This window comes from Streptomyces arenae (assembly GCF_022343545.1).
Classification (GTDB): Bacteria; Actinomycetota; Actinomycetes; order Streptomycetales; family Streptomycetaceae; genus Streptomyces; species Streptomyces humi.
Genome location: NZ_JAKQYH010000068.1, coordinates 44,515 through 66,875, shown reverse-complemented (window position 1 = coordinate 66,875; position 22,361 = coordinate 44,515). Strand labels below are relative to the sequence as shown.

The window sequence follows — 22,361 nt, the reverse complement described above, 5'->3', positions numbered from 1 at the left end:
TGGGACACGCGAGCGGCACCCGCAGGGCGTACGTCGCTTGACCTGTCGGCGCGTTCCGGGGCCATCGCCCCGGCGCCGTCATTCCCGCGACGCGCCACGGTCGCCCGCGGAGCGCGGTACGCACCGGTGGAGCCGTGCCCTGCACGGCTTTGATGCCGCAGGCGGCTCGACGGCATCAGCGCGGCCTCCCGCCGAGGGGGACCGGGGGAGGCCGACGGGGACCACCGTAGGGCTCCGGGTGACGTGCCTCACGGCTGCCGTAGCGCATCGGGTACCAACGGGACCTCGGCAGGGCCCGAACGGACACTTCGGTGCGGCAGGTGCGATGGATGACGCGTCGGCAAGCTGGGGGCATGCCCATCCGGCATCGGCACGGCCCTGGTCGGTATGGGCGGTATCGGCTGGACCCGACCGAGAATCGGCGGGCGGGTCAGGTCTGCCTCTGTCGTCCGGCGACCCGCTGATGTCCGTGAGCGCCGGCCTTCGCCAACGCCTCAGAGCCCAGGTCCGGGCGCTGCCACCCCGGAGGACGAACACCGAACATGACTGACCTCAGCATCGGCCAAGGCCCCGTCGGTCTCGTGGAACAGGAGGACGTCACCTATGCGGTAGACATCGTGCTCACGCTTCAGCGCGAGCGGACGGCGTCGCTGCTCCGCGCCCTGCGCAGTCAGCAGGTGCTGCCCGCCCAGACGCACACCTGGGGCTCCGAGCGGGCTTACGGCGCCCTGTTGCACGAGGCCGGCCCTCGCCTCACCGTCCTGGACGTACCCGGTTCGCAGTGGAGCGGCGGTCTGGAGCAACGCGTGCGCGCGCTCAGCAACCTCTCCTCCGTGGTCGTACTCGTACCGGATCACACGGACTCCGTACGGCTTCTGCTGGCGGGTGCCGCCAACGTCCTCCGCCGCGACACGCCGCCCAGGGAACTCGCCGGCAGAATCACCGCCGAGCGCCGATGGCTGGACATGCGGCGCGCACCGCGGCGGCGGCCCGCGGATTCACCACCGTTTCGCGCTGTCCGCGCACAGCAGCACTCACAGCGGGTGCTGTTCGACATCCTCTGTTCCGCCGCTCGGCCATGGTGCTGCCACGATCTGTGCCTCCTGCTCGGCACAGCCGGGGAGCCGATGAGCCGCCGAGCACTGCAGGGCAGGGTCGTACGGCTCGACGAGCGCCTCGCGCGGTACGGACTGGCGGTGAACTGCACGACCCAGTGGGGACGCACGACGTTCCTGGGCCTCGTCGAGGATTCCGGGAGAAGGCGAACGGAGAGCTGAACATGGACGAGCGAGCGGCGGCATCAGGCGAAGCATCGGAACCGGAGGAGTCGGAGGAGTCGGTGCGGGCCGCGCTTCTGGACGCCTGGACGGCAGGGGGTGGCGCGGGGGACGGACATGGGGCAGCCTCGTCGCGTTCGGTGACATGGGGCGTGACCCTGCCTGGTCCGAACGAGGTCGGCCCCCGCCGGAGACTCCACCGGGTCCCTCCACAGGGCAGCTTACCAGATGCCTGAGCACGCCTTCGGCAAGCCGCCCCTGAAGGATCAGGTGATCAGGTGGGGATGCTCCACCGCTGGTTGACGGCGCTGTAGACCGTCCCGTCGCCGCGCGCCTGCCAGTTCTGGCCGCTGGGCAGGGGTTTGCCCCTGCGAGATCAGATTTCGGCATGCTGGCGACGTGTCACCGTCCTCACATGGTCGGCGTCCGGTCACGAAAACGGCCGCTCCGTGGCGACCGTGCCCGTTCGTACCCCGCGCAGTGCCCACGCCGCTCCATTGCCGGCGGCTCTCACCGTTTTAGGCATCAGAATTTCGGCGCTGGAAATCGAAGAACTGTAAGAGTCCACTGGCTCATGCCGACTCGACATGGAAAGAAGCAGGATTGGCATTGGCCTTCCACCGACACGGCCGCCATAGTCGATTCTGCGAAGCGCCGCCGGCCGCAGCACATACGGTTTCCGTGTCCCTGCGAATGACGCCGTTTCCTCTGCCTTTTATGTTCGACAACCCGAGAGGAACACCACCACATGAAGTCCACCGCTCGAATCAAAGCGCTGGCCGCCGCCGGGCTTGTGAGTGGCGCGGTCGTGGCCTCGCTGGCCGTGACGACCGCGAGCGCCGTCACGACCACGGAGAACGACCACGCCGTCGCCTCGCGGGCGGCGCACCGCGCGAAGCCGACGGTGGTCCTGGTCCACGGGGCGTTCGCCGACTCCTCCAGCTGGCACAGCGAGATCGGCTACCTGCGACGCCACGGCTACCCGGTCCTCGCGATCGACACCCCGCTGCGCGGCCTGGCCTTCGACAGCGCCTACGTCGAGGCACAGGTGAAGTCCGTCAAGGGGCCCGTCGTGCTGGTCGGCCACTCCTACGCGGGCGAGGTCGTCAGCCAGGTCGCCGCGAAGACGCCGAAGGTCAAGGCCCTCGTGTACGTGGCGGCCCTCATCCCGAAGGCCGGAGAGACCGCCGGCTCACTGATCGGGCAGTTCCCCGGGTCGCAGCTCGTCCCGGAGAACTTCCGCACGGTTCCCCTGCCCGGCGGTGACACCGACGTGTACCTCAAGGCCGACAAGTTCGGGACGGTCTACGGAAACGGGCTGTCGAAGTCGGACATCCAGGTCGCCTCGGTGACTCAGGAGCCGGTCGCGCTTTCTGCGTTCACCGACAAGGCGACGGTGAATCCGCCGGCGAACACGCCGAAGTGGGCGGTCATCTCGACCGAGGACCACGCCGTGCCGACGGCCGCCCAGAAGTTCGAGGCGAACCGAGTGGGCGCCCACGTCATCTACACCCGCTCGGGCCACGACGTTCCTTCGATCAGCCCGGGAGCGGTCGACCGTGCCATCGTCGCCGCCGCCGACTCCGTGCACTGACGAACTCCCCTAGCGGGGCCCACGGTTGGTACCGCTCCTCGTGCAGGCAGGCAGCGGGTACCCGCACCCCTCACCGAGGCCTACCCGGCCAGGGCGCCGGACGGCGCCCTGGCCTCTCCCACCTCTCCCGCGCCGTCGTCGAGCCGTTCGCGCAGGCAGGCGAGCAGCACGCCGACCGGCGCCAGCGCCAAGGGCAGGAGCAGGAGCGCCACCGCGACCGGGGTGATGATCACGAGGACCCCGGTCACCCACACGTTGTCGTCGGTGGTGGCCAGCATGAGCAGCCCCGCCCAGTGCGCCACGTACGTCCCGAGCCACTTCAGCACCATGAAGGCGGCGACGACCGCGACCGTACCCAGCAGGCAGACCCCGGTGGTGCGCAGCCGTGCCGTACGGGTCAGCGTCCAGGAACGGCGCATCGCCGCCGTCGCCGAGCAACTGTCCGCCACCCGTACGGCGGTGGCCAGTGAGAAGCGGGTCAGGAGGACGAACCCGAGCGTCCAGATCACGACGGGCAGGATCCGGCCCACCAGGACGAACTGCACCGTCGCGGGATCGTGGTACGTGGGCCACACCACCCCGGGCACCAGCTCCAGTTGGATGGCGGCCAGGACGAGCAGGCCCGCCAGCCCCGGGACGAGGACGCACAGCAGGGTCAGCAACTGGACCCGGAGGGCGGCCCCGAGGTGCGGACGGGAGCGGCACCACAGCGCGCGGAGAGTGAGAGCACCGGGGGCCGTGGCGGCGTCGGCGCCCGACGCCACGCGTTCCCGCGCGTACGCCGCGATCACCGCCTGGGCGGTGAACAGCCAGGCGACCAGGACCATGGCCACGAGAAGCAGCAGCGGGTACACGCCGAACGCCACCTTGACGAGGCTGTTCCACTGGTCGGCGTAGGCGACGTAGGAGTCCTCGTTCGCGATGGAGAACTCGGCGTCTCTCCTGGCCGCCAGGAAGAGACCCCAGGACGCGGCGAACCCGGCTGCCACGGTCCCCCCTCCGACGAGCAGCGCCGCGGCGCCGGCCATGACCGCGGAGCCGAACACGGGCCGCCGCTCCCGGCCGGTGATGCGCAGGGCCTCGGCCACGACGGAAGCGCCGGCCCGGCGCTCGTCCGAGCCCATCTCAGAACTACCGCCCGCCATGTCCGCACCCTCTCTTCCCACTTCCTGCCTTCCGGTGACACCGAACCGCCTGACGCAAGTTCCGCCACGCTGTCGGCCCTGGAATTTTCAGTTTTGCCCGTTTATATACGGTATTCTCACTGCATGATCATCTTGTTTTGACCTTAGTACTCCGGCTGTAGATCGTGATCTTGCTGGTCGGGTATCAGGTCCTGGGCCGAACTGATCCCGGTCTCGATTGGTCCGGTCCGATGCCTTTGCTGTCTCAGCTGGACTGGTCAGTGGAGGGGCTGGTGGTGCTGTCCGTGCCGTAGAAGCGGCCTTGGTCGCACAATGCGTCGATCTCGGCGTTGTCTTCTCCGCTCAGTTGTGCATCCAGCGCGACGCTGATGACGCGTCGGGCACGGGCCAATCGCCGGGCGACATCCCAGTCGGCGATGAATGTGCCGACGGTGTACTCGTCGGCGGTTCCGGATGCCTGCCGGGATCCGAGCCGGTCGAGGGAAACGACGAACTCGTTCAGGTCCTGCAGTACCGCGACGACCTCGCTGAGGGGCATGCGGATCTCTCGGGAGGACATGTCCATCAGCCGATTCAACTCCAGAGCTGGTGCTCGGGCCCAGACCATGATCTTGATGGTCGGGCCGGTCAGGGAACGGGTGCGGCCACCGGTGATCATCGGTGTGTGAAGACAGAAGATCAGGCGGTGGCCGCAGGTCACAGCATAGATCCTGCCCGCTGGCAGAAAGCGTTCGAGGCCCTGATGGGCCGTATTGCGGGACGGTTCGTCCGGGTGGAACCCCGGCGCCGGGCACGGGCGTTCGTGCTCGGACTGTTGTCGGACCTGCCGCGCAAGAACTGCTGGACACTCGCAGAGCAGGTCGGGGACGCGAACCCGTACGGTCTGCAACACCTGCTGTCGAGGGCCAAGTGGGATGCCGACGCGGTACGCGATGACATCCGCGGCTTCGTCGTCGAGCACCTGCACCACGAGGATGCGGTGCTGGTCGTGGACGAGACCGGCGACCTGAAGAAAGGCATGGGCACTGTGGGGGTGCAGCGCCAGTACACCGGCACTGCCGGGCGCATCGAGAACTCCCAGGTCGCCGTCTACCTTGCCTACTCGACTCCGCTCGGGCACGCGGCGATAGACCGGGAGCTATATGTCCCGCGTTCGTGGACCGAGGACACAGCCCGCTGCCGGGCCGCCGGAATACCCGACGACGTCAGCTTCGCCACGAAACCCGCCCTCGCAGTCCGTATGATCACCCGCGCGCTGGACGTCGGCGTCCCCGCATCCTGGGTGGTCGGCGACGAGGTCTACGGAGCCAACCCGCATCTGCGCACTGCCCTGGAGAAACGGCAGGTCGGCTACGTACTCGCCGTCGCCCGTGACCACCAGATCACCACCCACGCGGGCACGTTCCGCGCCGACGCCCTCATCAAGAAGTTGCCGCGGAGAGCCTGGCAGAAACTCTCCGCCGGCGCCGGGGCCAAGGGGCACCGCTTCTACGATTGGGCCCTGGCCGACCTCGCCGACGACCGCCCTGGCCACCACCAGTTGCTCGTCCGGCGCAACCGACGCACCGGCGAACTCGCCTTCTACCGCTGCTACTCAGCCGCCCCGGCACCGCTGTCCACCCTCGTGCGCGTCGCCGGACGCAGATGGACCATCGAGGAGACCTTTCACTCCGGCAAGGGCCTAACTGGGCTGGACGAACACCAGGTCAGACGTTGGACGTCCTGGCACCGCTGGGTCACCCTCGCGATGCTCGCCCATGCCTTCCTCACCGTCGTCCGCGCTGACGAACACGCCCGCCACCCGAAGCCGGACGGACTGATACCGCTCACCTGCAACGAGATCCAGCGCCTGTTCATCGTGCTCGTCGTCCGGCCCGTCCACGGAACGGCCCACCGGCTCGACTGGTCCCACTGGCGACGCCGTCACCAGGCTCGATCCCAGGCCAGCCACTATCAGCGACAAGCCGCCCAGACATGAAGATCGCGATCTACAGCTGGAGTATTAGGTCTTATTTGTTATTCACTTACCGTGCTCTCATCGCAAAGGGGGCGACAACGGGAGCCCCCTCGTGGTATACGCCACGTCTCTGTCTTGGCCTGTTGCGACGGCCGTTTTCCCAAAGAAGTTGCGCCATCAACGATATGGGGCGCGGGGCGGTGCAGGCGGCACCAGGTGCTCATACAGAGACCGAATCAAAAGGAGTAAGTCATGCTCAGTCTTCGTAAGGCCTTCACGGTCGCCGGAGTGGCCACCGGTGCGATGGCGCTCGCCCTCACGGGGAGCAGCGCCTACGCGGCGGGGTCCGCCTACCTGCTTTACACGACGGACGACAACCCTGGCGGCGACCTGGACTGGTGGGGTGCCTATTCGGGTACTCAGGACAAGTGGGTCGTGTGTGACAACCAGGCTGACGGCTATGCCGCCAAGGGCACGGTGTCCTGGTCGGGCGGCTCGACCACTCTGTATGCCAAGTCGAACGGGGACTGTACCTATTCTCCGGACAGCTGGAACCTGGCCGAGGGAACGAAGGTCACGCTCAAGGTGTGCCTGAACAACGCGGCGGAGGGCGACCGTTTCTGCCACACCGCCACCTCGTCGGCCTGATCGAGGAAGTTTCGGGTATTCCCTGCGACGCATCTGCCGGAAGCTACAACGCGGCAGAAACGTCCTGATTGTGTGTGACCACAATAAAAGGGTCGACCTGTAATGCCGACGCCCCTTGGCCCGACAGAGGCCAGGGGGCGCCGCCTCTTTTCCCGTCGTTCCGGGAATCGCCCACCGCCCCTGCTCGCGGATCCCGCTGACCGCCATAGCGCACAGGGCAGGCGGACAAGAGCCGATCGCCCGAAACCCCGGCCGGATCAGGGCCGTTGGGAAGGAGCGGGAAGAAAAAGGCCGCTGAACGGCGTATCGCCACCGTCGCCCTGATCGACGCGCTCGCCGACGCCGTGGGGATGCGGCGGCGGCTCATGGCCTGCCGCGGGCGCCTACGGTCCGATGCGGCCGGAAGAACTGGCCGGCCTCCGCCGCCGGGATGTCGACCTCGACATGAACGGGCTCCGCGCTTGGCGCCGCTGACTCCGTCGACCGGACGGCGTCGCGGACACGACCACGCGCCCGTGTGTTCAGACGGAGCCGGAGCCGGCACGGTCCGCCGGTTCGCCGGCGGCACGACGGTATTCGGCGTTGATGCGCTGCGCTTCCTCGAGCTGGTCCTCAAGGATGACGATGCGGCACGCGGCCTCGATCGGAGTCCCCTTGTCGACGAGCTCCCGGGCGCGCGCGGCAATCCGCAGTTGGTAGCGGGAGTACCGGCGATGTCCACCCTCCGAGCGGAGCGGAGTGATCAGACGGGCCTCACCGAGGGCTCGGAGGAAGGCCGGGGTGGCGCCGAGCATCTCGGCTGCCCGGCCCATCGTGTACGCCGGGTAGTCGTCGTCGTCCAGACGATCATTCAGGGGGTTGTCCGATGTCATGTCACCTCGCTGTGCAACGCGTCGAGGGGCCCTGGCGCCGTACCGGCACCAGGGCCCCGAAGGAAATTGAACACCATCTGTCGGCCCTACTGCTGGGCCGACCTTCTGTTTCCGCTACCCGGCCCGACAGGGCGGAGCGGGGGATCGCAGCTGCTTGACCGGGGACCACCATCCATTCCGGGGTCTTGCGGTACCCGGGCCGATGGTTTCTCGGGCCGGGCGATCCTGATGGCGTCTACTCCTCCGTTCCTCTCGGGACCAACAACTACATGAACGGGTACTGCTGTTGGCGGCTCCTCGACGTGCGAGCCACCCAGTGCGGCTCGCAGTCCCGTCACCGATCTGGGAACACGTGGCTTCGAGGCTCGAGAGCCGCACTGACCTGCGTACTTCGTATTCAGCCACCCGCCAGTTCGTGTCTGGCGGGTCTCGTTCGACCGTCTCTACGAGAAGAACCATACCCACGCTGGGAACAAAAATCTACTCCGGCAAGAGAAGGTTTCACTCGTCTGGAAGAGGAGGAACCCTGCCACGCGTGACCCTCACCGCATGACGAAGCCGCCCTCCTGCCGGTCGCGCGGCCACTTCGGCCCCGCGGGCGGTTCGGGACCGCGGGGCCGCATAAGCTCTGCTGCATGTCGAACAACCCTGATGAGCTGCTCGTCGCCATCTCCGCCGCGGTGGAGTCCGAGCAAAGCAATCAGATGTCGCTGACCGTGGTCGTCGGTGGCGCCGTCATCACTGGCCGGCTGGCCCCCGAGGCCGTGTGGAGGGAACGGGTGGCGGAGGTTCTGCACGCCTCGGACCGCCTCGGCGCGTTCTCGGACGTCTTCGCACGCGGCCCGGGCGGGAACCGGGCCGGCCGCGGCGAGGCACCCACGCACCTGCACTTCCATCTCGCCCGGATCCTGCAGGGCAGCCGCGGGATCCCGGAGACGGGCGGTATGTACCGCGTCGCGATCAAGGACGTCAGTGCGTGGACCGTAGGAGATCTCATCCGCTTCGACGAGTGAGACGCCACCTCGGCCCCGTCGCCCGGCCGGCGCTCGACGGCCCCTCGACCGACCGGGTGGCCCGCCTGTGCGATGCCGACGAGAACCGTCACTACCCGAGCGGCCCGACAGCAGGTCTGCCGCGACCCCGCCCGGCCGTCCCGAGGCGTCCTGCCGGTGGCACCTCCAGCTTGACCGGATGCTGCCTCCGTTTTACTGTGGAACCACTTCGGAGGCGGCCTCCGTTTTATCGGGACCGCAGGATCGCGTGAGTCGGGAGGGCGTATGGACGCCACTGGACAGCAGGGGCGCAGGCCCCGTGCGGATGTCCAGCGCAACCGTGCCGCCCTCCTCGAAGCGGCCCAGCGCCACTTCCTGAAGTACGGGGTCGGTACGTCCCTGGAGGCGGTGGCCAAGGAGGCGGGTGTCGGGCCCGGCACCCTGTACCGGCACTTCCCCACCCGGGAAGCGCTGCTGGCTGCCGTGCTGCAGACGCGCTCCGAAGAACTCGTGGCGCGTCAGGAGGAGATCGCGCGCCTCGGCGACGCCGCCAAGGCGCTGGCCCAGTGGCTGCGCGCGTTGGAGGAGTACTTCAGCGCGTTCAGCGGACTGCCGGAGCCGCTCATGGCCGCGGCCAGGGCGCAGGATCCGGACAACCCGCTCACGCTCCCCTGTGACACCGTCATCTCCGCCACCGAGGAGTACGTGCGGGCCGCTCAGCGGACGGGGTACGTACGCGCTTCGGTGAAGGGCTACGACCTGTTCCTCGCGGCCATCTCCGTCGCCTGGCTCAAGGGTGCCGGCGCCGCGGAGGAGGAGTCGCTGGACCGCGTTCGCGCACTCATCGCCGCCGGCTACCGCGAGCAGAACACCGAGGCGTAAGCCCCTGCCGGGCGATGACCCGCGCCTTTGCTTCACATTCCGCATCCCCGCAGTGATCACATCGCGCCGCCCTGGGAGTGGTGTGCCTATTGGAAGGACAAATCATGAGAATTTCCGTTATCGGTGCCGGAGCGATCGGCGGCAACCTCGCTCGCAAGCTCAGCGAAGCCGGCCACGACGTCCAGGTGGCCGACGCCCGCGGGCCCGGTGCCGTCGCGCCCGGCGTGCTGGAGACCGGCGCCCACGCCGTGGCTCTCGAAGACGCCGTCAAGGACAGGGACGCCGTCATCCTGGCCATTCCCTTCGGGGTGGCGGGACAGCTGGCCGATCTGTTCGCCTCCGTCCCCGCAGAGACGGTGGTCATCGACACCTCCAACTACTACCCGCACCTCAGCGGACGGATCGAGGCAGTGGAGGGCGGCGCCGTAGAGAGCATGTACACCGCCGGGCTGCTCGGGCGCCCCGTGGTCAAGGCATGGAACGCCGCCCTGGCCGAGACCCAGCGGACGAAGGGTGTCCCGGCGGGCACGCCGGGCCGCATCGCCATCCCGGTCGCCGGTGATTCCGAGGAGGCGAAGCGTGTGGCCATGCGTCTGGTGGACGACACCGGATTCGACCCCTACGACGCGGGAGCACTGGCCGACTCCTGGCGTCAGCAGCCGATGGGCCCCGCCTACTGCACGGAACTGACCCTGGAGGAGCTGCCGGCGGCCCTGGCCTCGGCCGACCGCGTCAAGGACGCGGCGGTCCGGGAAAGCATGGGGGAGCGCTTCGCCGCTCTAGGTGCCGATCCCACCCTGGAGGCCGTCGTCGAGATGAACCGCGCCGCCCACAGGTGACCACACCTGCCGACGGCGAGGCCCTTCGGGAAGCAGCTGGGGGTACGGCTACGCCTGCGGGGGCCCAGGCGGGCATGAAGGAGGCCGTCAATCGCCCGAGCAGTCGAAGTCCTCTCAGCCGGGCAAGAGTTGGGCAGCGCACAGTGCTGCGGCGTCCGCGAACGCCACCGTCTCGTCAAAGGGACGGAGAGGCTGAGGGCTCACAGAGGTGATCGATCTGGTTGATGCAGCGGAACCGCGGATCAGGGACACCGCTCGGCGTCAGGGTTCGACGAGTCTGCCGGGACCGCCGAGAACACGTGCCCTTCTGGTGCCCAATCCCCCTGCGCCCAGCGGCCGGATCCCGCGGACAGACCCTCGCCCATGCACAAGCCCCAGGCCACTGGCCTGGGGCTTCAAGAAGAGCGGGTGACGAGAATCGAACTCGCGCTCTCAGCTTGGGAAGCGACGACGCTTGCGCCGACTCCACACCCCTGACCAGCACAGATACCCAGACCTCGGACTGTTCGCGTGCGGCGGATTGCACTGTCACTGACCGTGGGTTTCCGCTCTTACGGGCACGCGGAGGGCACGGAGTCCTGAAGGGGGGAGGCCGGCGCCACCGTGGGGGACGACGGGGCCCGGTCCACCCGGGACCGAGGCCTGCTGTCGAGGAGCGTTGCGGCTGCACACTGCCCGCGAGCCTCTGGCACCAGGCCCTCCGTCATCCGATCAGAGCCTCGCAGTGCGCTTGCCACCCGCTATGCCATTTTCAATGGCATACTCGGGGTGTGGCTGATGACTACGTTGACTTCCCACCCGGCGACGGCCCCACCAGTGGCATCTCCGTCACACTGACCGCCGGAACCCTGCAGGCGATCCGCGAGCGGGTCGGCAAGCGGGGCGTCTCGGCGTACCTGGAGAAGGCGGCCCAGCGGCAGATCGAGCGGGACAACCTGGACGAGCTGATCGCGGACTTCGACAGGATGCATGGCCCGGCCGACCCCGAAGCCGTAGCGGCCAAGCGTGCCCGGCTGACCGGCGGTGCTTCAGATGCCGGAGCGGCCGCGTGAGCGGTGTCCTGGTCCTGGACAGCGAGGGGCTGGCGAAGGCCGTACAGCGTGATCGGGAGATCCACGAGTGGCTGACGGCGGCTCGCGACGCGGACCTCCCCGTGATCACCTCGGCAGCGGTGCTGGTCGAGGTGATCCACCCGAAGATCAACGAAGCCGCACTGAAGTGGACGCTGTCCCGCCTTGGTGTCGAGCCGGTGACCCAGGCCGTCGCGCACTCCGCCGCCGCCTTGCTGCGTGCAGCGGGACTGCACGGCCACAAGTACGCAATCGACGCCATGCTGTGCGCGACCGCCTTGCAACATCCCGGCCGAGTGACCATCCTGACCTCCGATGTAGAAGACATCAGGCTGCTCACTGCCGGGCATCCACGTGTGAGTTCCGAGAAGGTCTGAGCCAAGGCGCCGTCAGGCGCACGGCTCTCGCATGCACAGACTCCCCGCACGCCCGGTCCTCTCGGCACGACCTGGCACGGATCCGGTACGCCTGGCCAGAGCTCCCGTTGCTGAGAGCGATGCCTGGCCAGCCTGCCTGAGCAGCGCTCTCAGGGTTCTGCGCCACGCACGGTGGTGACGCTTCTGCGGGGGAGGGCGGTCCGCGCACGTCGCCTACCGCACGGCGACGTAGTCCCCGGTCGACGACTTCGCCCCAGAGGTGGAGTTCCCGTAGTACGTCCACCGCCACGTCCCCGGCTTGGTGGCCTTCACCGTGGTCCTGAGCGCCCCCGTACTACTCGACGTCACCTTCTTGACCGTCGTGTACGAGGAAGCGCCCGCCGCCTTGAACTGCAGGCTCACCGTGCGGCCCGCGTACCCCTGGTACGTGTGGGTGTTCCAGTTCGCCCGTGTGACCCGTCCGGTCACGGTGATCGCCTTCCCTACCGCGACCGGCTCCGGCGAGGCGTCGACGGTGACGCGTGTGGCCCGCTTGACCTGCAACGGGAGGTTCAGGTCGTCGGTGTCCTGGGCGTCACCGGGGAGAAAGACCCGACCGGCGGTTTTCCAGGTGCCGGCGTCCTCGTTCCCGAAGTCGACGTGCCGCGGGTCGATGTACAGCCATTCGTCGAAGTCGCAGATCCCCTTCGCCTTGTCCACGACCTCGCAGTCGCTGGTGATGACGGCGCTGTACAGCCTGTCCCCCGAGTCGAGCTTCCCTCGGTAGGGGAGCACTGTCGGCCCGTGGTCGTATCTGAGCGTCGTCGTCATCCGGAAGGCCGCCCTCACCTCGACCTCCTCCTTGACGCCGATCACGATCGGCTTCCCGCCGTTCACCGTGACCCGGCTGAACGAGACCCCGCCCTCCGCCGCCCCGGCCGGCACCGCAGCCACCCCTGTGAACACGATCGCCGCTCCACCGGCCACCACCGCGCTCCACATCATCTTCCTCATCTTCGACCCCGTCCTTCCCCCTGCAGTCTGGACCGAGCGCGTGGTCGCACCGGCCAGAGGTTCATCCCCAGCGGCTAACTGTGGGACAGGAGACCGCTGTTCGCGGTTGTACGCGGCGCAGCAACGATTTGATCACCACGGCATCGGCGGGGCGTCCGAAGAAACACGAGCACAACGCCGCACGCCGGCCGGCCGGTTGTGGCGCGCACACCGTGCACCGGTCTGGGCGACAAGCAACCTCCAGGTCATCGACCCGGGGGTTTGTCATGGAACGGGTGACGAGAATCGAACTCGCGCTCTCAGCTTGGGAAGAAGCCCCCGCGCCCGCTCACCCGCTCGAACAGCCGCGCTCGTCCTGCCCAGGACCGGCGGAAGTCCGCCCATGGCTACGCCTGCACAGTCACCGAGTCCTGCGCCCTCAGCGAGCCGCTGGGGCCAAGCCGGGCGGCCGACTTCCTTGTCCGAGGAGAGAGTGCGAGGTAATGGAAGGCTCAAGCGTCTGCCGTGCCATGCCCTTCTGGTGATCAAGTCTTTCCCTCAAGGGCGTAGTCGACAGTGGGACGTTCGTATTTCCGTGATCTGGCCCGCCCGACCTGCCGTATCGTTCCGCCAACTCCAGCTGACAGGTGACTGGATCTGAACGGCTGTGCGGGTCGGCGTTCGACGTCCCCTACGGCCCAGGGGGAGCGCGTCCATGAGCCGCAGGCGACTGCTGGTGAGATCCGCTGCCGTCCTCTCCGTACTGTTCGGCGGTCTCGGTACCGGCGTCGCCCACGCCACCGCCGGCACAGCCCTGTACGTCGACGACGACGCCGCCGGTTGCAGCGACACCGGACCCGGCTCACAGGCGGAGCCCTTCTGCCAGATCCAGCCGGCCGCGGACTCCGCGGGCCCCGGGGACACCGTCCACGTGGCACGGAACAAGACCCGGTACGCCCCTGTGACCATCGGGTCGGCCGGCACCTCCGAGGCACCCGTCACCTTCGTCACGACTCCCGGCGACAATCCGGCAGCCACCGCCCGCGTTCTGGCCGGGACCTCGACACCGGCGATGACCTTCTCCGGCGCCCGGTACGTCGACGTGTCAGGGTTCAGCCTCTCGTCGAGCGGGCCGAGCACGCTGGTGTTCTCCCTGTCCCAGCACATCTCCTATGACACGGGTTCGGTCAGCACGGCCCAGGCGGCCACCGGTACCGGCGGGACGATCGCCGTCGACGGTTCCTCCTCCGGCATCGCACTCACCCGACTGCAGATCGCCCCCGAGTCCGGTGGTCCGGCCTTCGCGAGTGCGGCCGGAGCACAGGACATCACGCTCGCCGACGACACCACGTCGCTCGGCGGAGGCATATCGGCCACCGGCACCACGGGCATCCGGCTGGCCGGCGACACCATCGTGACGACCTGCGGCAACGGCATCAGCCTGACCGACGGCACCTCCGGGTCCGTGGAGAACACCGTCGTACGCCCCGACACGACGGCATCCTGCCCGGACACCGGCACCCCCGCCGAGCTAACGGTGGACACCACCTCGGCACCGCAGGTCACCGCGGACTACAACGCCGTCAACCCCCGGTCGGCCGGAACCGACTACGACTGGGCCGGCACCGCGTACGGGACCAGCCAGGCGTTCCTGACCGGTACCGGTCAGGGAGCCCACGACCTGGACCAGACGGACGTGACGCTGTCCACGCAGAGCACGCCGCTGATCGATTCCGCGGACGCCGACGCGCCCGGTGAACTCGCCACCGACCTCCACGGCGCGCAACGGGTCGACGATCCCCTGGTCGCCGACACCGGCACGGGCGCCGGCGACTACGACCGGGGCGCGACCGAGGTACAGGACCCGCTGAGCCTCGGGATTGCGGGCGGCACGTACGAGAACGCCTACGTCGGCGTCCCCGTCACCTTCACCGTCGGCTTCGTCAACCCGTGGTCGGACTCCCTCGACGGCTATCGCTACACCTTCGACTTCGGGGACGGCACCACGGCCACGTCCACCACGCGTTCGGTCGCCCACACGTACACGCAGCCCACCACGAGCACCAAGATCTACGCCACCGTCACGGTGTACCGGCCGGACGGCACCACGATGGGCACCGAGCTCAGCTCCTACTTCCCCGTGCGTCCGCTGCCGGCGCTGACCGGGAGCCTCGACTGCCGGAGCGCCTCCATCCGGATCGCCCCCTCCCTGCCGGACACCGCCGGCTGCGCCTTCACCGCCGCCGGCTTCAGCGGCTACCCGATCACCAGTGACCTGATCACCTTCGGCGACGGCTCGAAGGCGGTCTCCGTGACGGGCTCCAAGGGCGTGGTACGGCACACGTACGCCGCCGCGGGCACCTACACCGTCACCCAGCGGCTCACCGACTCCGGCGGACGCACCACCACCGACACCACCCTGACCACCGTCGGCCCGTCCTACGTCGCCACCAGCCCTAGCCGCGTCCTGGACACCCGCAACGGCACCGGCACCGGCACCGGCAAGCGGCGGGTCGGCCCCGGCGGCGTGGTCCGCCTCAAGGTCCTCGGCGTGGGCGGCATCCCGGCTTCCGGGGTGACCGCGGTCACCCTGAACGTCACCGACACCGGCGCGACTGCCAGCAGTTACGTCACGGTGTATCCGGACGGCACAAGGCGCCCGACCGCGTCCGACCTCGACTTCACCGCCGGGCGGACCAACCCGAACCTGGTCACGGTCCGGGTGGGCGCGGGCGGCTATGTCGACCTGTACAACGCGCACGGCCACGTCGACCTCATCGCCGACGTACAGGGTTACTTCACGACCAGGGCCGGCTCCAGCGACAACCGCATGAGCAACCTCGCTCCCGTCACCCCGACACGGGTCCTGGACACGCGCTACGGCACCGGCACCGCCAAGGGCAAGGTCGCGTCCGGCAGCACGACGACCGTCACCCTGCCGAAGGAGGGACGGGGCTCGGGCACCGTCGGCGCCGTCCTCGACGTCACCGTGACCGGAGGCACCGGCAGCGGCGTGGTCACCGTCTACTGCGGCAGCCGCCCCAGCACGTCGAACCTCAACTACCGTGCCGGGCAGACCGTTTCCAACCTGGTCGTGACGAAGGTGTGCACCGGCGGCAAGGTCAAGCTCTACAACAGCGGCGGACACGTCCACCTGATCGCCGACCTCCAGGGCCTCTACACCAACTCCGTCGTCGACGGCACCTCCCCCTGGGGCAGCCCCTTCGTACCGGCCGATCCCACCCGCTTCCTCGACACCCGCAACGGCACGGGTGCCCCGGTCGGGCCGCTCGGCGCGAACCGCACCCTCACCGTGAAGGTCGCCGGTATCGGCGGCGTCCCGGCAGACGCGACCGCCGTACTGGTCAACCTCACCGGCGTCGCCCCGACCACCGCCACCCACCTGGCCGTCTACGGCGCCGGCACCCTCCCGAACACATCCAACGACAACCTGAGCCCCGGCGAGACCAGGCCGGTCCTGGCTGTGATCCCCCTCGACGCCAACGGCTCCCTACACATCCACAACGCCAACGGCTCCCTCGACATCGTCGCTGACCTCGAGGGCTACATCGGCTGACCGAGCCTGACACCGCTCGGGCCCCGTGACCTCGCGGCGGGCTCCGATCGGGCCACGGTTCAAGGCGCCGGACGCAACTTCCCGGGATCACATGACCCACCGCAGTTCGATATCAACCTGACCCGCCGAGGCGAAGAACGCACACCGCACGAGACGACCGACGGCACGAAGATGCAACCAGACTCGACTCAGTGGGCTCGCAAGGCACGTCGGGAGCCCACCGTCGTGCCAGAAGAGGACGCCGTTGCTCCAGACAATCAACGTCCTGGCCAACCGACAACTGATCACCGAGCGCAGCCAAAAGGCCCAGATCCCCGACCTGGGCCTTCTTCGTGGAGCGGGTGACGAGAATCGAACTCGCGCTCTCAGCTTGGGAAGCTGATGTTCTACCATTAAACTACACCCGCGTAGAGACCGAGCGGAGTCGGTGTCTGAACGCTCGCTCACTGTACCTCATGACGGACCCCCGGTGCTCGGACCACGGGGTCCGTTGGTGTTTCGGGGCATGGGATGGCGCTGCGGGGGAACGGAGTTGGGGCGTACGGTGGAGGCGTGGGAGAGGCTCCGCGCAGGGTCGGAGTGCCGCCTGGAGAGCCATCCCTTTGATCCCGTAATGTGGCTTTCCGTCGTCACGGCAGTTGGCCCGACGCGGCTCCTGGGGAAGGGAATCAAGGGACTTGATGGAACGCACCGTCGTCCGCTGTGCCGAAGGGCACGTGTTCAGCACCACTTCGTTCCCGATGCAGCAGGCCGAGCGGCTCGGCCCCGGTCGGCTCGTCCGGTGCCCCAAGTGCGCCCGGCTGCGTAGCGCCGTACCGGTCGCGCTGGAAACGCTCGAAAGGCAGTAGCGGCACTGGGGAAGCCGCGACAACCGGGGCGCGTGGACTCGTGGTGGTTTTCACGGGTCCGCGCGCCTTGCGTATCCTCGGGGCGTGCTTCTCTCAGACAAGGACATCCGGGCCGAGATCGACGCCGGGCGGGTACGGATCGATCCCTACGACGAATCCATGGTTCAGCCGTCGAGCATCGACGTCCGGCTGGACCGGTTCTTCCGGGTGTTCGAGAACCACCGGTACCCGCACATCGACCCCTCCGTGGAACAGCCGGACCTCACCCGGCTCGTGGAGCCCGAGGGCGACGAGCCCTTCATCCTCCACCCCGGCGAGTTCGTGCTGGCCTCGACGTACGAGGTCATCAGCCTCCCCGACGACCTCGCGTCCCGGCTGGAGGGAAAGTCCTCGCTGGGGCGGCTCGGACTCGTCACCCACTCCACCGCCGGGTTCATCGACCCGGGGTTCAGCGGGCACGTCACCCTCGAGCTGTCCAACCTCGCCACCCTCCCCATCAAGCTCTGGCCGGGCATGAAGATCGGGCAGCTGTGCATGTTCCGGCTCTCCTCCCCCGCCGAGCACTCCTACGGCAGTGAGCGCTACGGCTCCCGTTACCAGGGGCAGCGCGGGCCCACCGCCTCCCGCTCCTACCTCAACTTCCATCGGACGCAGGTGTGAGGGACCGGACATGAGCAGCAGTGGTCCCGTACGGGAGAACCTGAGCTACGAGCAGTTCGGGGTCGCCGTGCGCGAGCTCGCGCAGACCATCGCCGACGACGGGTTCGAGCCCGACATAGTCCTGAGCATCGCCCGCGGCGGGGTCTTCGTCGCCGGCGGGCTCGCCTACGCCCTCGACTGCAAGAACCTGCACCTGGTCAACGTCGAGTTCTACACCGGGGTGGGGACGACCCTCGACATGCCGGTCATGCTCGCGCCCGTCCCCAACGTCATCGACTTCAGCGACAAGAAGGTCCTGATCACCGACGACGTCGCCGACACCGGCAAGACGCTGAAGCTCGTCCGGGACTTCTGCCTCGACACGGTCGCCGAGGTCCGGTCCGCCGTCATCTACGAGAAGTCCCACTCCCTCGTGAAGTGCGAGTACGTGTGGAAGCGGACCGACGACTGGATCAACTTCCCATGGAGTGTGCTGCCTCCCGTACACAAGTCGGGTGAGGCACCCCGGGAGAACACGGAAGCGGTCTGACCTGCGGCTTCCGCGTTTCCGGCCGGGCCGGGGAGGAGCACACGAAAGGGCCCCCGGCTACCTCGCCGGGGGCCCTTGCCGTATCCGTGACGGCTGCTAGAACGTGCCCAGCTTCACGATCGACAGCAGTGCGATCAGCTGGATCGCCGACGCGCCCAGGGCCTTCGGCCACGGCAGGTCGTGGGACTTGGACACCATCAGCGTGAGCAGGGCGCCCGCGGCGACCCAGGTGGCCCAGCCGAGCAACTGCACGAAGCCCGCGTTGCCGCCGAAGAACATGGCGAACAGCAGGCGCGGGGCGTCCGTGATCGACATGATCAGCATGGACAGGCCGACCGTCGGCTGCCAGGCGCCGTCGCCGCCCAGCTGACGGGCCAGGGTGTGGGTCACCACACCGAGGACGAAGGACGACAGCACCAGCGCCACCGCCGTCACCAGCACGATCGGGATCGCGTTGGACAGCGTGGCGTTTATCGCGTCCTCGCGGGCGCCGTCGAAGCCGAAGACCGCGAGCAGGCCGTAGAGGAAGGTGACGATGAGGGCGGGGGCCCACATCGTGTAGTCCCGCATCTGGAGGAACGTCTGGTTCGGGGCCAGCACGATCCCCTTCAGCAAGTCCTTCCAGTGCAGCCGCGGCCCGATCGGACCGGCCTGCGCGGCCGAACCGGCGTGGTAGGTCGCGCCCCGCGTGTAGCCCTCGGCCTCGTCGACCGAGAAGGCCTGGGTGTGGCCCGGCTGGTTCGCCGCGTACGGGTCGTGGGAACCGGCGCCCTGGCCGCCGCCGTAGCCGCCGTACCCGTTGTCGTCGCCGAAGTACTCCGGGCCGTCGCCGCCGCCCTGGCCCGGGTAGCCGCCGCGCGCCTGCGGCCAGCCGGACCCGCCACCGTGCTGCGGGTACGACTGCTGCGGGGGCCGCTGGGGCTGCGGGGCCGACGGGTGTCCGTACGACGGCCCCGGCTGCCCCCCGTAGCCCTGGGGCGGCGCCTGCTGCCCGTACGCGGGTTGTTGCGGTCGCGCTTGCGGGGCACGGGTGTCCCGGCCGCCGCGTCCGATCCTGAATCCAGCCACGTCCTCGAACGTACCCGGTTCGGGAGAGTCGCGTGTGGGCTCGGCCGCCGGAACCGGCCATTGCCGCAGACCTGTGACATCCCCTAAGGGGAACCCCCAGAGTCGATCAGCGCCGGTCAGGGCCGGTCACGCGGGGCCGACACGGGGCCGGCGCGGATCGGGGACGGTCGGTGACGCGCAACGGCCGACCACGGCGCGGAAGCAACCGGTGGTCCGTGAGGCTCGCGTTCGCCGCCGCCATCCCGTTCCGCTCGACGCCGCCATCCCCTTCACCCCGTCATCCCGAATCTCAGCGGCCCGCCACTTGAACACGACCACGCGGGCTGCGGCAGCGCCGTCGTCGTCGTTCACGGTCTGCTGATCTTGGCTGCGGCAGGATGGGGGCATGAGCGTAGTCAAGATCAATGTGCTGACCGTGCCGGCTGAGCAGCGGGAGACGTTGGAGAAGCGGTTCGCCTCGCGGGCGCATGCCGTGGAGAGCTCCGACGGCTTCGAGTGGTTCGAACTTCTCCGGCCGGTCGAAGGCACCGAAAACTACCTCGTCTATACGCGGTGGCGCGATGAGGGGTCCTTCCAGGCGTGGATGGAGGGGCCCATGAAGGCAGCGCACCAGGGCGGTGGCGAGGAAGGGGGAAAGAAGCCGAAGCCAGCCGCGTCAGGTTCGACGCTGTGGTCCTTCGAGGTCGTTCAGCAGGCTGAGCCCAAGAACGCTTGATCAGCAAACCGCCGAGTTTGAACTCCACCCAGTTTTCGCCAATCCGGCTTCCCGAGGTGACGTCCTCGAACCAGGGAAAGCGGTTTACGGGTGAACCCCTGTCAGAGCCGCTGTCCGGATCGTGAGGTCAGGATTGGCGAGGCGTCGATACGTGGGTCTGCGGTGTACGCCCGTAACCCGTATAAACGTCTCTTCGGCTTGGTAACGGAAATAAAGGAAAGGGGCCTCGGCCAGATGCCAAGGCCCCTCCTGTAGTGCTACCCGGTCAGGACTGCCCCCGGATGTACTTCACCATCACGATGATAAAGCTGCACAAACCGGCTGCTGCTAGGCGGCCTGTGTAGATTGCCTCAAAATACGAGACATGGTCCATGATCCGTCGCCCCGTACCGGCGGCGAACCCACCGATACTCCCCACAAGGACAGTAACTGCGGCTTCAAACTTGCGAATCTTGGACCCATCACCCCCAGTCCCGTTGCTGGAGCCAGCTCCAGAGACCTGAGGGTGCATTGCTGACATGACCGCTGCACCTTCGTCAGCCGCCTGTGAAGGATCGCCTGTCGGACTCGGGCTGGCGAAGTTGCCCGGCCGCGTTGCCACGGCTTCACCCCAAGGGCTGCTCGGGCCGGTCATGGCGTGACCGCATTGACGACCCGTCGTACTTGGGTCCTCCACTCCTGCCGACGCCGTGCGCGCCTCCGCCGGTCGTGTCCTGGTCCTCACCGCCGTACAGCCTGGCCGTGGGTGAGCTGGCACTGTGCTGGGGCGCCCAGGTCGACGCCCGGCCCCTGCGCACGAACGGTGACGGCCCCGACGATGACGCCGTTGCCGCGTACGTCGCCAAATACGTCACCAAGGGAGTCAACGAGACAGGCGCCGGCCTCGACCACCCTGTCACCGATCAGGCGGACATCGAGTCTGCACCCGTGAGCGGACAACGTCCGCACCCTCATGCGGGCCTGCTGGCGTCTCGGCGGCCTCCCCGAGTACGCGCCCCTCCGCCTCCGGGAGTGGACTCACACCCTCGGTTACCGGGGCCACATCCTCACCAAATCTCGCGCCTACTCCACCACCTACGCAGCACTCCGCGCCGAACGCGCCCACCACATGGGCCACGCCGACACCCCCAACGCCATCGTTGATCGGCAATGGCGCTACGTCGGCTCCGGCCACACCCCGGGCGCTGCGCTGATAGCGGCTGGCCTCGCCTCCGACATCGTCCTCAACCGGGAGATTGCACTTACTGAGGTGCGTATCGCCGACGGGGGTGCCGCCTGGTGAACGACCCGAATCAAGAGTTACGAGAATGGGCACGGGCGCACGCGCGCAATGCGCCCCGCTGGTCCGAGCGGAAGTGGCGGCGGGTGAACGTCACGCTTCGGCTGGACGTCACTACCCGCCGCCTGGCTCCTACTCCGTCCTCGCCGGAGGCCTAGGCGGGCTTGCCTGGGGTCCCCTTCCACGGCCAGTAGGAGAAGCCGTTGCCGGTGTACCAGTCCAGGCGAGTGTTGCCGCAACTACCGCTGTGCACGTCGAGGAAGTCGTAATCGACAGCCTTGATGGACTTCTTGGGGAAGGACACGGAGATCTCCGTGGTGACGGTGCCGCGCGAGGGGATGGTGCCCACGGCCAAAGCCGGGGAGTTCCACAGGGGCAGCGTGCCGTTGGTCTTGCTGTTCCAGTGCAGCGCCACCGCGTGCCAGGCGCCCTTGCCGACGCGCCAGCGAACATGGGGAGCGGGGCCCCGGTTCTTCATGAGGTTGCCGATGGCGAAGACATATGAGGCCTTGGCGAGCGCTGTGTTCTCGGTGTTGTGGAGCCGGAGCGTGGCGTAGAGCGGAACGCCGGGCTTCCGTGCGGTGGGTACAGCCGATCCGGCAGCGTCCGAGACCGATACCGCTCCGTTCCGGCAGGTGTACCCGGTGACGGCGACCTTGGGCTGAGCGGCAGCCGCGGCACCGTGGCCGGCGAGCGCGCTGAGGACGCCAGCGATGGCGGCGAGAACGGCGCCGTGGCGAATAGTGGTGTTCAACATCTCCTCCTCGTCGCCTCGATGCCACAGTGGCCGCTGTCTGCCGTCAATGATCTTTGCGAGATCATTACGTACTGGAGGACTAGGGCGAGCCAGCCCCGGAATCCCTGCATGCTCCGGTGCCCTTCTCATGCGGTTGCCTCGCGCGAGTCATGACTTCACCCGTCACTCGCCAGCCATGCGGACACCATCCCGGTGAACCGGGTCTGAGCGTGGAAGCAGAACACACTGAACTTTTCCAACGCTTGGGTAGTTTATTGCTTTCCGATGGCCTGAAAACCGACGGTTCTCGAAGATCGGTTTTAC

Annotated in this window: 20 protein-coding genes, 1 tRNA gene and 1 pseudogene; 15 read left to right on the top strand and 7 right to left on the bottom strand. The window is 68.2% G+C overall.

The annotated features are described in order from the left end of the window. Positions 1–542: 542 nt before the first annotated feature. Both MB828_RS31305 and MB828_RS31300 read left to right on the top strand, forming a co-directional pair. Positions 543–1,277, top strand: a complete 735-nt coding sequence (locus MB828_RS31305; RefSeq protein WP_301651108.1) for a hypothetical protein — start codon at positions 543–545, stop codon at positions 1,275–1,277. A gap of 748 nt (positions 1,278–2,025) precedes the next feature. After that, positions 2,026–2,871, top strand: coding sequence for an alpha/beta hydrolase family protein (locus tag MB828_RS31300; RefSeq protein WP_301651107.1), 846 nt, complete (start codon positions 2,026–2,028; stop codon positions 2,869–2,871). Between the two features lie 80 nt (positions 2,872–2,951). Here the strand turns inward: MB828_RS31300 and MB828_RS31295 are convergent, their stop codons facing one another. Together MB828_RS31295 and MB828_RS31290 are read right to left on the bottom strand one after the other, a co-directional pair. Continuing rightward, complete coding sequence (locus MB828_RS31295) at positions 2,952–4,016, bottom strand: hypothetical protein (protein ID WP_301651106.1); 1,065 nt, start codon at positions 4,014–4,016, stop codon at positions 2,952–2,954. A gap of 244 nt (positions 4,017–4,260) precedes the next feature. Beyond that, the gene (locus MB828_RS31290; protein ID WP_301651105.1) at positions 4,261–4,716 is read right to left on the bottom strand and encodes a hypothetical protein; all 456 of its coding nucleotides are present in this window, start codon (positions 4,714–4,716) and stop codon (positions 4,261–4,263) included. Between the two features lie 42 nt (positions 4,717–4,758). On the opposite strand from MB828_RS31290, the gene MB828_RS31285 reads away from it, so the two are divergent. Next, positions 4,759–5,994, top strand: coding sequence for an IS701 family transposase (locus MB828_RS31285; protein WP_301651104.1), 1,236 nt, complete (start codon positions 4,759–4,761; stop codon positions 5,992–5,994). Positions 5,995–6,225: 231 nt separating this feature from the next. Beyond that, complete coding sequence (locus MB828_RS31280; RefSeq protein ID WP_133023553.1) at positions 6,226–6,621, top strand: hypothetical protein; 396 nt, start codon at positions 6,226–6,228, stop codon at positions 6,619–6,621. Between the two features lie 521 nt (positions 6,622–7,142). On the opposite strand, the gene MB828_RS31270 is transcribed toward MB828_RS31280, so the two are convergent. Further along, positions 7,143–7,493: a MerR family transcriptional regulator gene (locus MB828_RS31270; protein ID WP_133023554.1), complete on the bottom strand. Its 351-nt coding sequence runs from the start codon at positions 7,491–7,493 to the stop codon at positions 7,143–7,145. Between the two features lie 635 nt (positions 7,494–8,128). Between MB828_RS31270 and MB828_RS31265 the strand changes: the two genes are divergently transcribed. The 5 genes from MB828_RS31265 to MB828_RS31245 all read left to right on the top strand — a co-directional run bounded on the left by MB828_RS31265 (position 8,129) and on the right by MB828_RS31245 (position 11,653). Beyond that, positions 8,129–8,506 carry a hypothetical protein gene (locus MB828_RS31265; RefSeq protein WP_133023555.1) on the top strand — a complete coding sequence of 126 codons (378 nt, stop codon included), beginning with the start codon at positions 8,129–8,131 and terminating at the stop codon, positions 8,504–8,506. A 264-nt stretch (positions 8,507–8,770) separates the two neighbouring features. Then, on the top strand, positions 8,771–9,367 hold the full coding sequence (locus MB828_RS31260) for a TetR/AcrR family transcriptional regulator (RefSeq protein WP_301651103.1): 597 nt from the start codon (positions 8,771–8,773) through the stop codon (positions 9,365–9,367). A 104-nt stretch (positions 9,368–9,471) separates the two neighbouring features. Next, positions 9,472–10,206 (top strand): NADPH-dependent F420 reductase, encoded by a 735-nt coding sequence (locus tag MB828_RS31255; RefSeq protein ID WP_301651102.1) that lies wholly within the window; start codon positions 9,472–9,474, stop codon positions 10,204–10,206. A gap of 770 nt (positions 10,207–10,976) precedes the next feature. Further along, positions 10,977–11,258: a hypothetical protein gene (locus tag MB828_RS31250; protein ID WP_301651101.1), complete on the top strand. Its 282-nt coding sequence runs from the start codon at positions 10,977–10,979 to the stop codon at positions 11,256–11,258. Next, positions 11,255–11,653 (top strand): PIN domain-containing protein, encoded by a 399-nt coding sequence (locus MB828_RS31245; RefSeq protein WP_301651100.1) that lies wholly within the window; start codon positions 11,255–11,257, stop codon positions 11,651–11,653. Before MB828_RS31250 ends, MB828_RS31245 begins: the two co-directional genes overlap by 4 nt. 213 nt (positions 11,654–11,866) lie before the next feature. On the opposite strand, the gene MB828_RS31240 is transcribed toward MB828_RS31245, so the two are convergent. Then, positions 11,867–12,646: a hypothetical protein gene (locus MB828_RS31240; protein WP_301651099.1), complete on the bottom strand. Its 780-nt coding sequence runs from the start codon at positions 12,644–12,646 to the stop codon at positions 11,867–11,869. 694 nt (positions 12,647–13,340) lie between these two features. Between MB828_RS31240 and MB828_RS31235 the strand changes: the two genes are divergently transcribed. Further along, entirely contained in the window at positions 13,341–16,202 is a 2,862-nt protein-coding gene (locus MB828_RS31235) for a PKD domain-containing protein (protein WP_301651098.1), read from the top strand. 333 nt (positions 16,203–16,535) lie between these two features. Here the strand turns inward: MB828_RS31235 and MB828_RS31230 are convergent. Next, a tRNA-Gly gene (locus MB828_RS31230) sits at positions 16,536–16,609 on the bottom strand. 525 nt (positions 16,610–17,134) lie between these two features. Here MB828_RS31230 and dcd point away from each other — a divergent pair. Both dcd and MB828_RS31220 read left to right on the top strand, forming a co-directional pair. Next, positions 17,135–17,710 carry a dCTP deaminase gene (dcd, locus tag MB828_RS31225; protein ID WP_133023558.1) on the top strand — a complete coding sequence of 192 codons (576 nt, stop codon included), beginning with the start codon at positions 17,135–17,137 and terminating at the stop codon, positions 17,708–17,710. Positions 17,711–17,720: 10 nt separating this feature from the next. After that, positions 17,721–18,239, top strand: coding sequence for a phosphoribosyltransferase (locus MB828_RS31220; RefSeq protein WP_133023559.1), 519 nt, complete (start codon positions 17,721–17,723; stop codon positions 18,237–18,239). A 96-nt stretch (positions 18,240–18,335) separates the two neighbouring features. On the opposite strand, the gene MB828_RS31215 is transcribed toward MB828_RS31220, so the two are convergent. Next, positions 18,336–19,307, bottom strand: coding sequence for a Yip1 family protein (locus MB828_RS31215; protein WP_301651097.1), 972 nt, complete (start codon positions 19,305–19,307; stop codon positions 18,336–18,338). A 385-nt stretch (positions 19,308–19,692) separates the two neighbouring features. Between MB828_RS31215 and MB828_RS31210 the strand changes: the two genes are divergently transcribed. The 3 genes and pseudogenes from MB828_RS31210 to MB828_RS46750 all read left to right on the top strand — a co-directional run bounded on the left by MB828_RS31210 (position 19,693) and on the right by MB828_RS46750 (position 21,304). Next, complete coding sequence (locus MB828_RS31210) at positions 19,693–20,022, top strand: antibiotic biosynthesis monooxygenase family protein (protein WP_301651096.1); 330 nt, start codon at positions 19,693–19,695, stop codon at positions 20,020–20,022. 546 nt (positions 20,023–20,568) lie between these two features. Further along, a pseudogene (locus MB828_RS46755) lies at positions 20,569–20,901 on the top strand (replication initiator); the annotation flags it as partial. Between the two features lie 73 nt (positions 20,902–20,974). Then, the gene (locus tag MB828_RS46750; RefSeq protein ID WP_343236220.1) at positions 20,975–21,304 is read left to right on the top strand and encodes a replication initiator; all 330 of its coding nucleotides are present in this window, start codon (positions 20,975–20,977) and stop codon (positions 21,302–21,304) included. A gap of 151 nt (positions 21,305–21,455) precedes the next feature. Here the strand turns inward: MB828_RS46750 and MB828_RS31200 are convergent, their stop codons facing one another. Next, positions 21,456–22,055: a hypothetical protein gene (locus MB828_RS31200; RefSeq protein WP_301651095.1), complete on the bottom strand. Its 600-nt coding sequence runs from the start codon at positions 22,053–22,055 to the stop codon at positions 21,456–21,458. Positions 22,056–22,361: the final 306 nt, after the last annotated feature.

What these genes read in the sequence shown, in the direction of transcription:
- MB828_RS31240 (WP_301651099.1), bottom strand. Translation starts at nt 12,646, where the DNA reads ATGAGGAAGATGATGTGGAGCGCGGTGGTGGCCGGTGGAGCGGCGATC.
- MB828_RS31305 (WP_301651108.1), top strand. Translation starts at nt 543, where the DNA reads ATGACTGACCTCAGCATCGGCCAAGGCCCCGTCGGTCTCGTGGAACAG.
- MB828_RS31285 (WP_301651104.1), top strand. Translation starts at nt 4,759, where the DNA reads ATGGGCCGTATTGCGGGACGGTTCGTCCGGGTGGAACCCCGGCGCCGG.
- MB828_RS31210 (WP_301651096.1), top strand. Translation starts at nt 19,693, where the DNA reads ATGAGCGTAGTCAAGATCAATGTGCTGACCGTGCCGGCTGAGCAGCGG.
- MB828_RS46750 (WP_343236220.1), top strand. Translation starts at nt 20,975, where the DNA reads ATGCGGGCCTGCTGGCGTCTCGGCGGCCTCCCCGAGTACGCGCCCCTC.
- MB828_RS31265 (WP_133023555.1), top strand. Translation starts at nt 8,129, where the DNA reads ATGTCGAACAACCCTGATGAGCTGCTCGTCGCCATCTCCGCCGCGGTG.
- MB828_RS31280 (WP_133023553.1), top strand. Translation starts at nt 6,226, where the DNA reads ATGCTCAGTCTTCGTAAGGCCTTCACGGTCGCCGGAGTGGCCACCGGT.
- MB828_RS31295 (WP_301651106.1), bottom strand. Translation starts at nt 4,016, where the DNA reads ATGGCGGGCGGTAGTTCTGAGATGGGCTCGGACGAGCGCCGGGCCGGC.
- MB828_RS31300 (WP_301651107.1), top strand. Translation starts at nt 2,026, where the DNA reads ATGAAGTCCACCGCTCGAATCAAAGCGCTGGCCGCCGCCGGGCTTGTG.
- MB828_RS31260 (WP_301651103.1), top strand. Translation starts at nt 8,771, where the DNA reads ATGGACGCCACTGGACAGCAGGGGCGCAGGCCCCGTGCGGATGTCCAG.
- MB828_RS31235 (WP_301651098.1), top strand. Translation starts at nt 13,341, where the DNA reads ATGAGCCGCAGGCGACTGCTGGTGAGATCCGCTGCCGTCCTCTCCGTA.
- MB828_RS31255 (WP_301651102.1), top strand. Translation starts at nt 9,472, where the DNA reads ATGAGAATTTCCGTTATCGGTGCCGGAGCGATCGGCGGCAACCTCGCT.
- MB828_RS31270 (WP_133023554.1), bottom strand. Translation starts at nt 7,493, where the DNA reads ATGACATCGGACAACCCCCTGAATGATCGTCTGGACGACGACGACTAC.
- MB828_RS31220 (WP_133023559.1), top strand. Translation starts at nt 17,721, where the DNA reads ATGAGCAGCAGTGGTCCCGTACGGGAGAACCTGAGCTACGAGCAGTTC.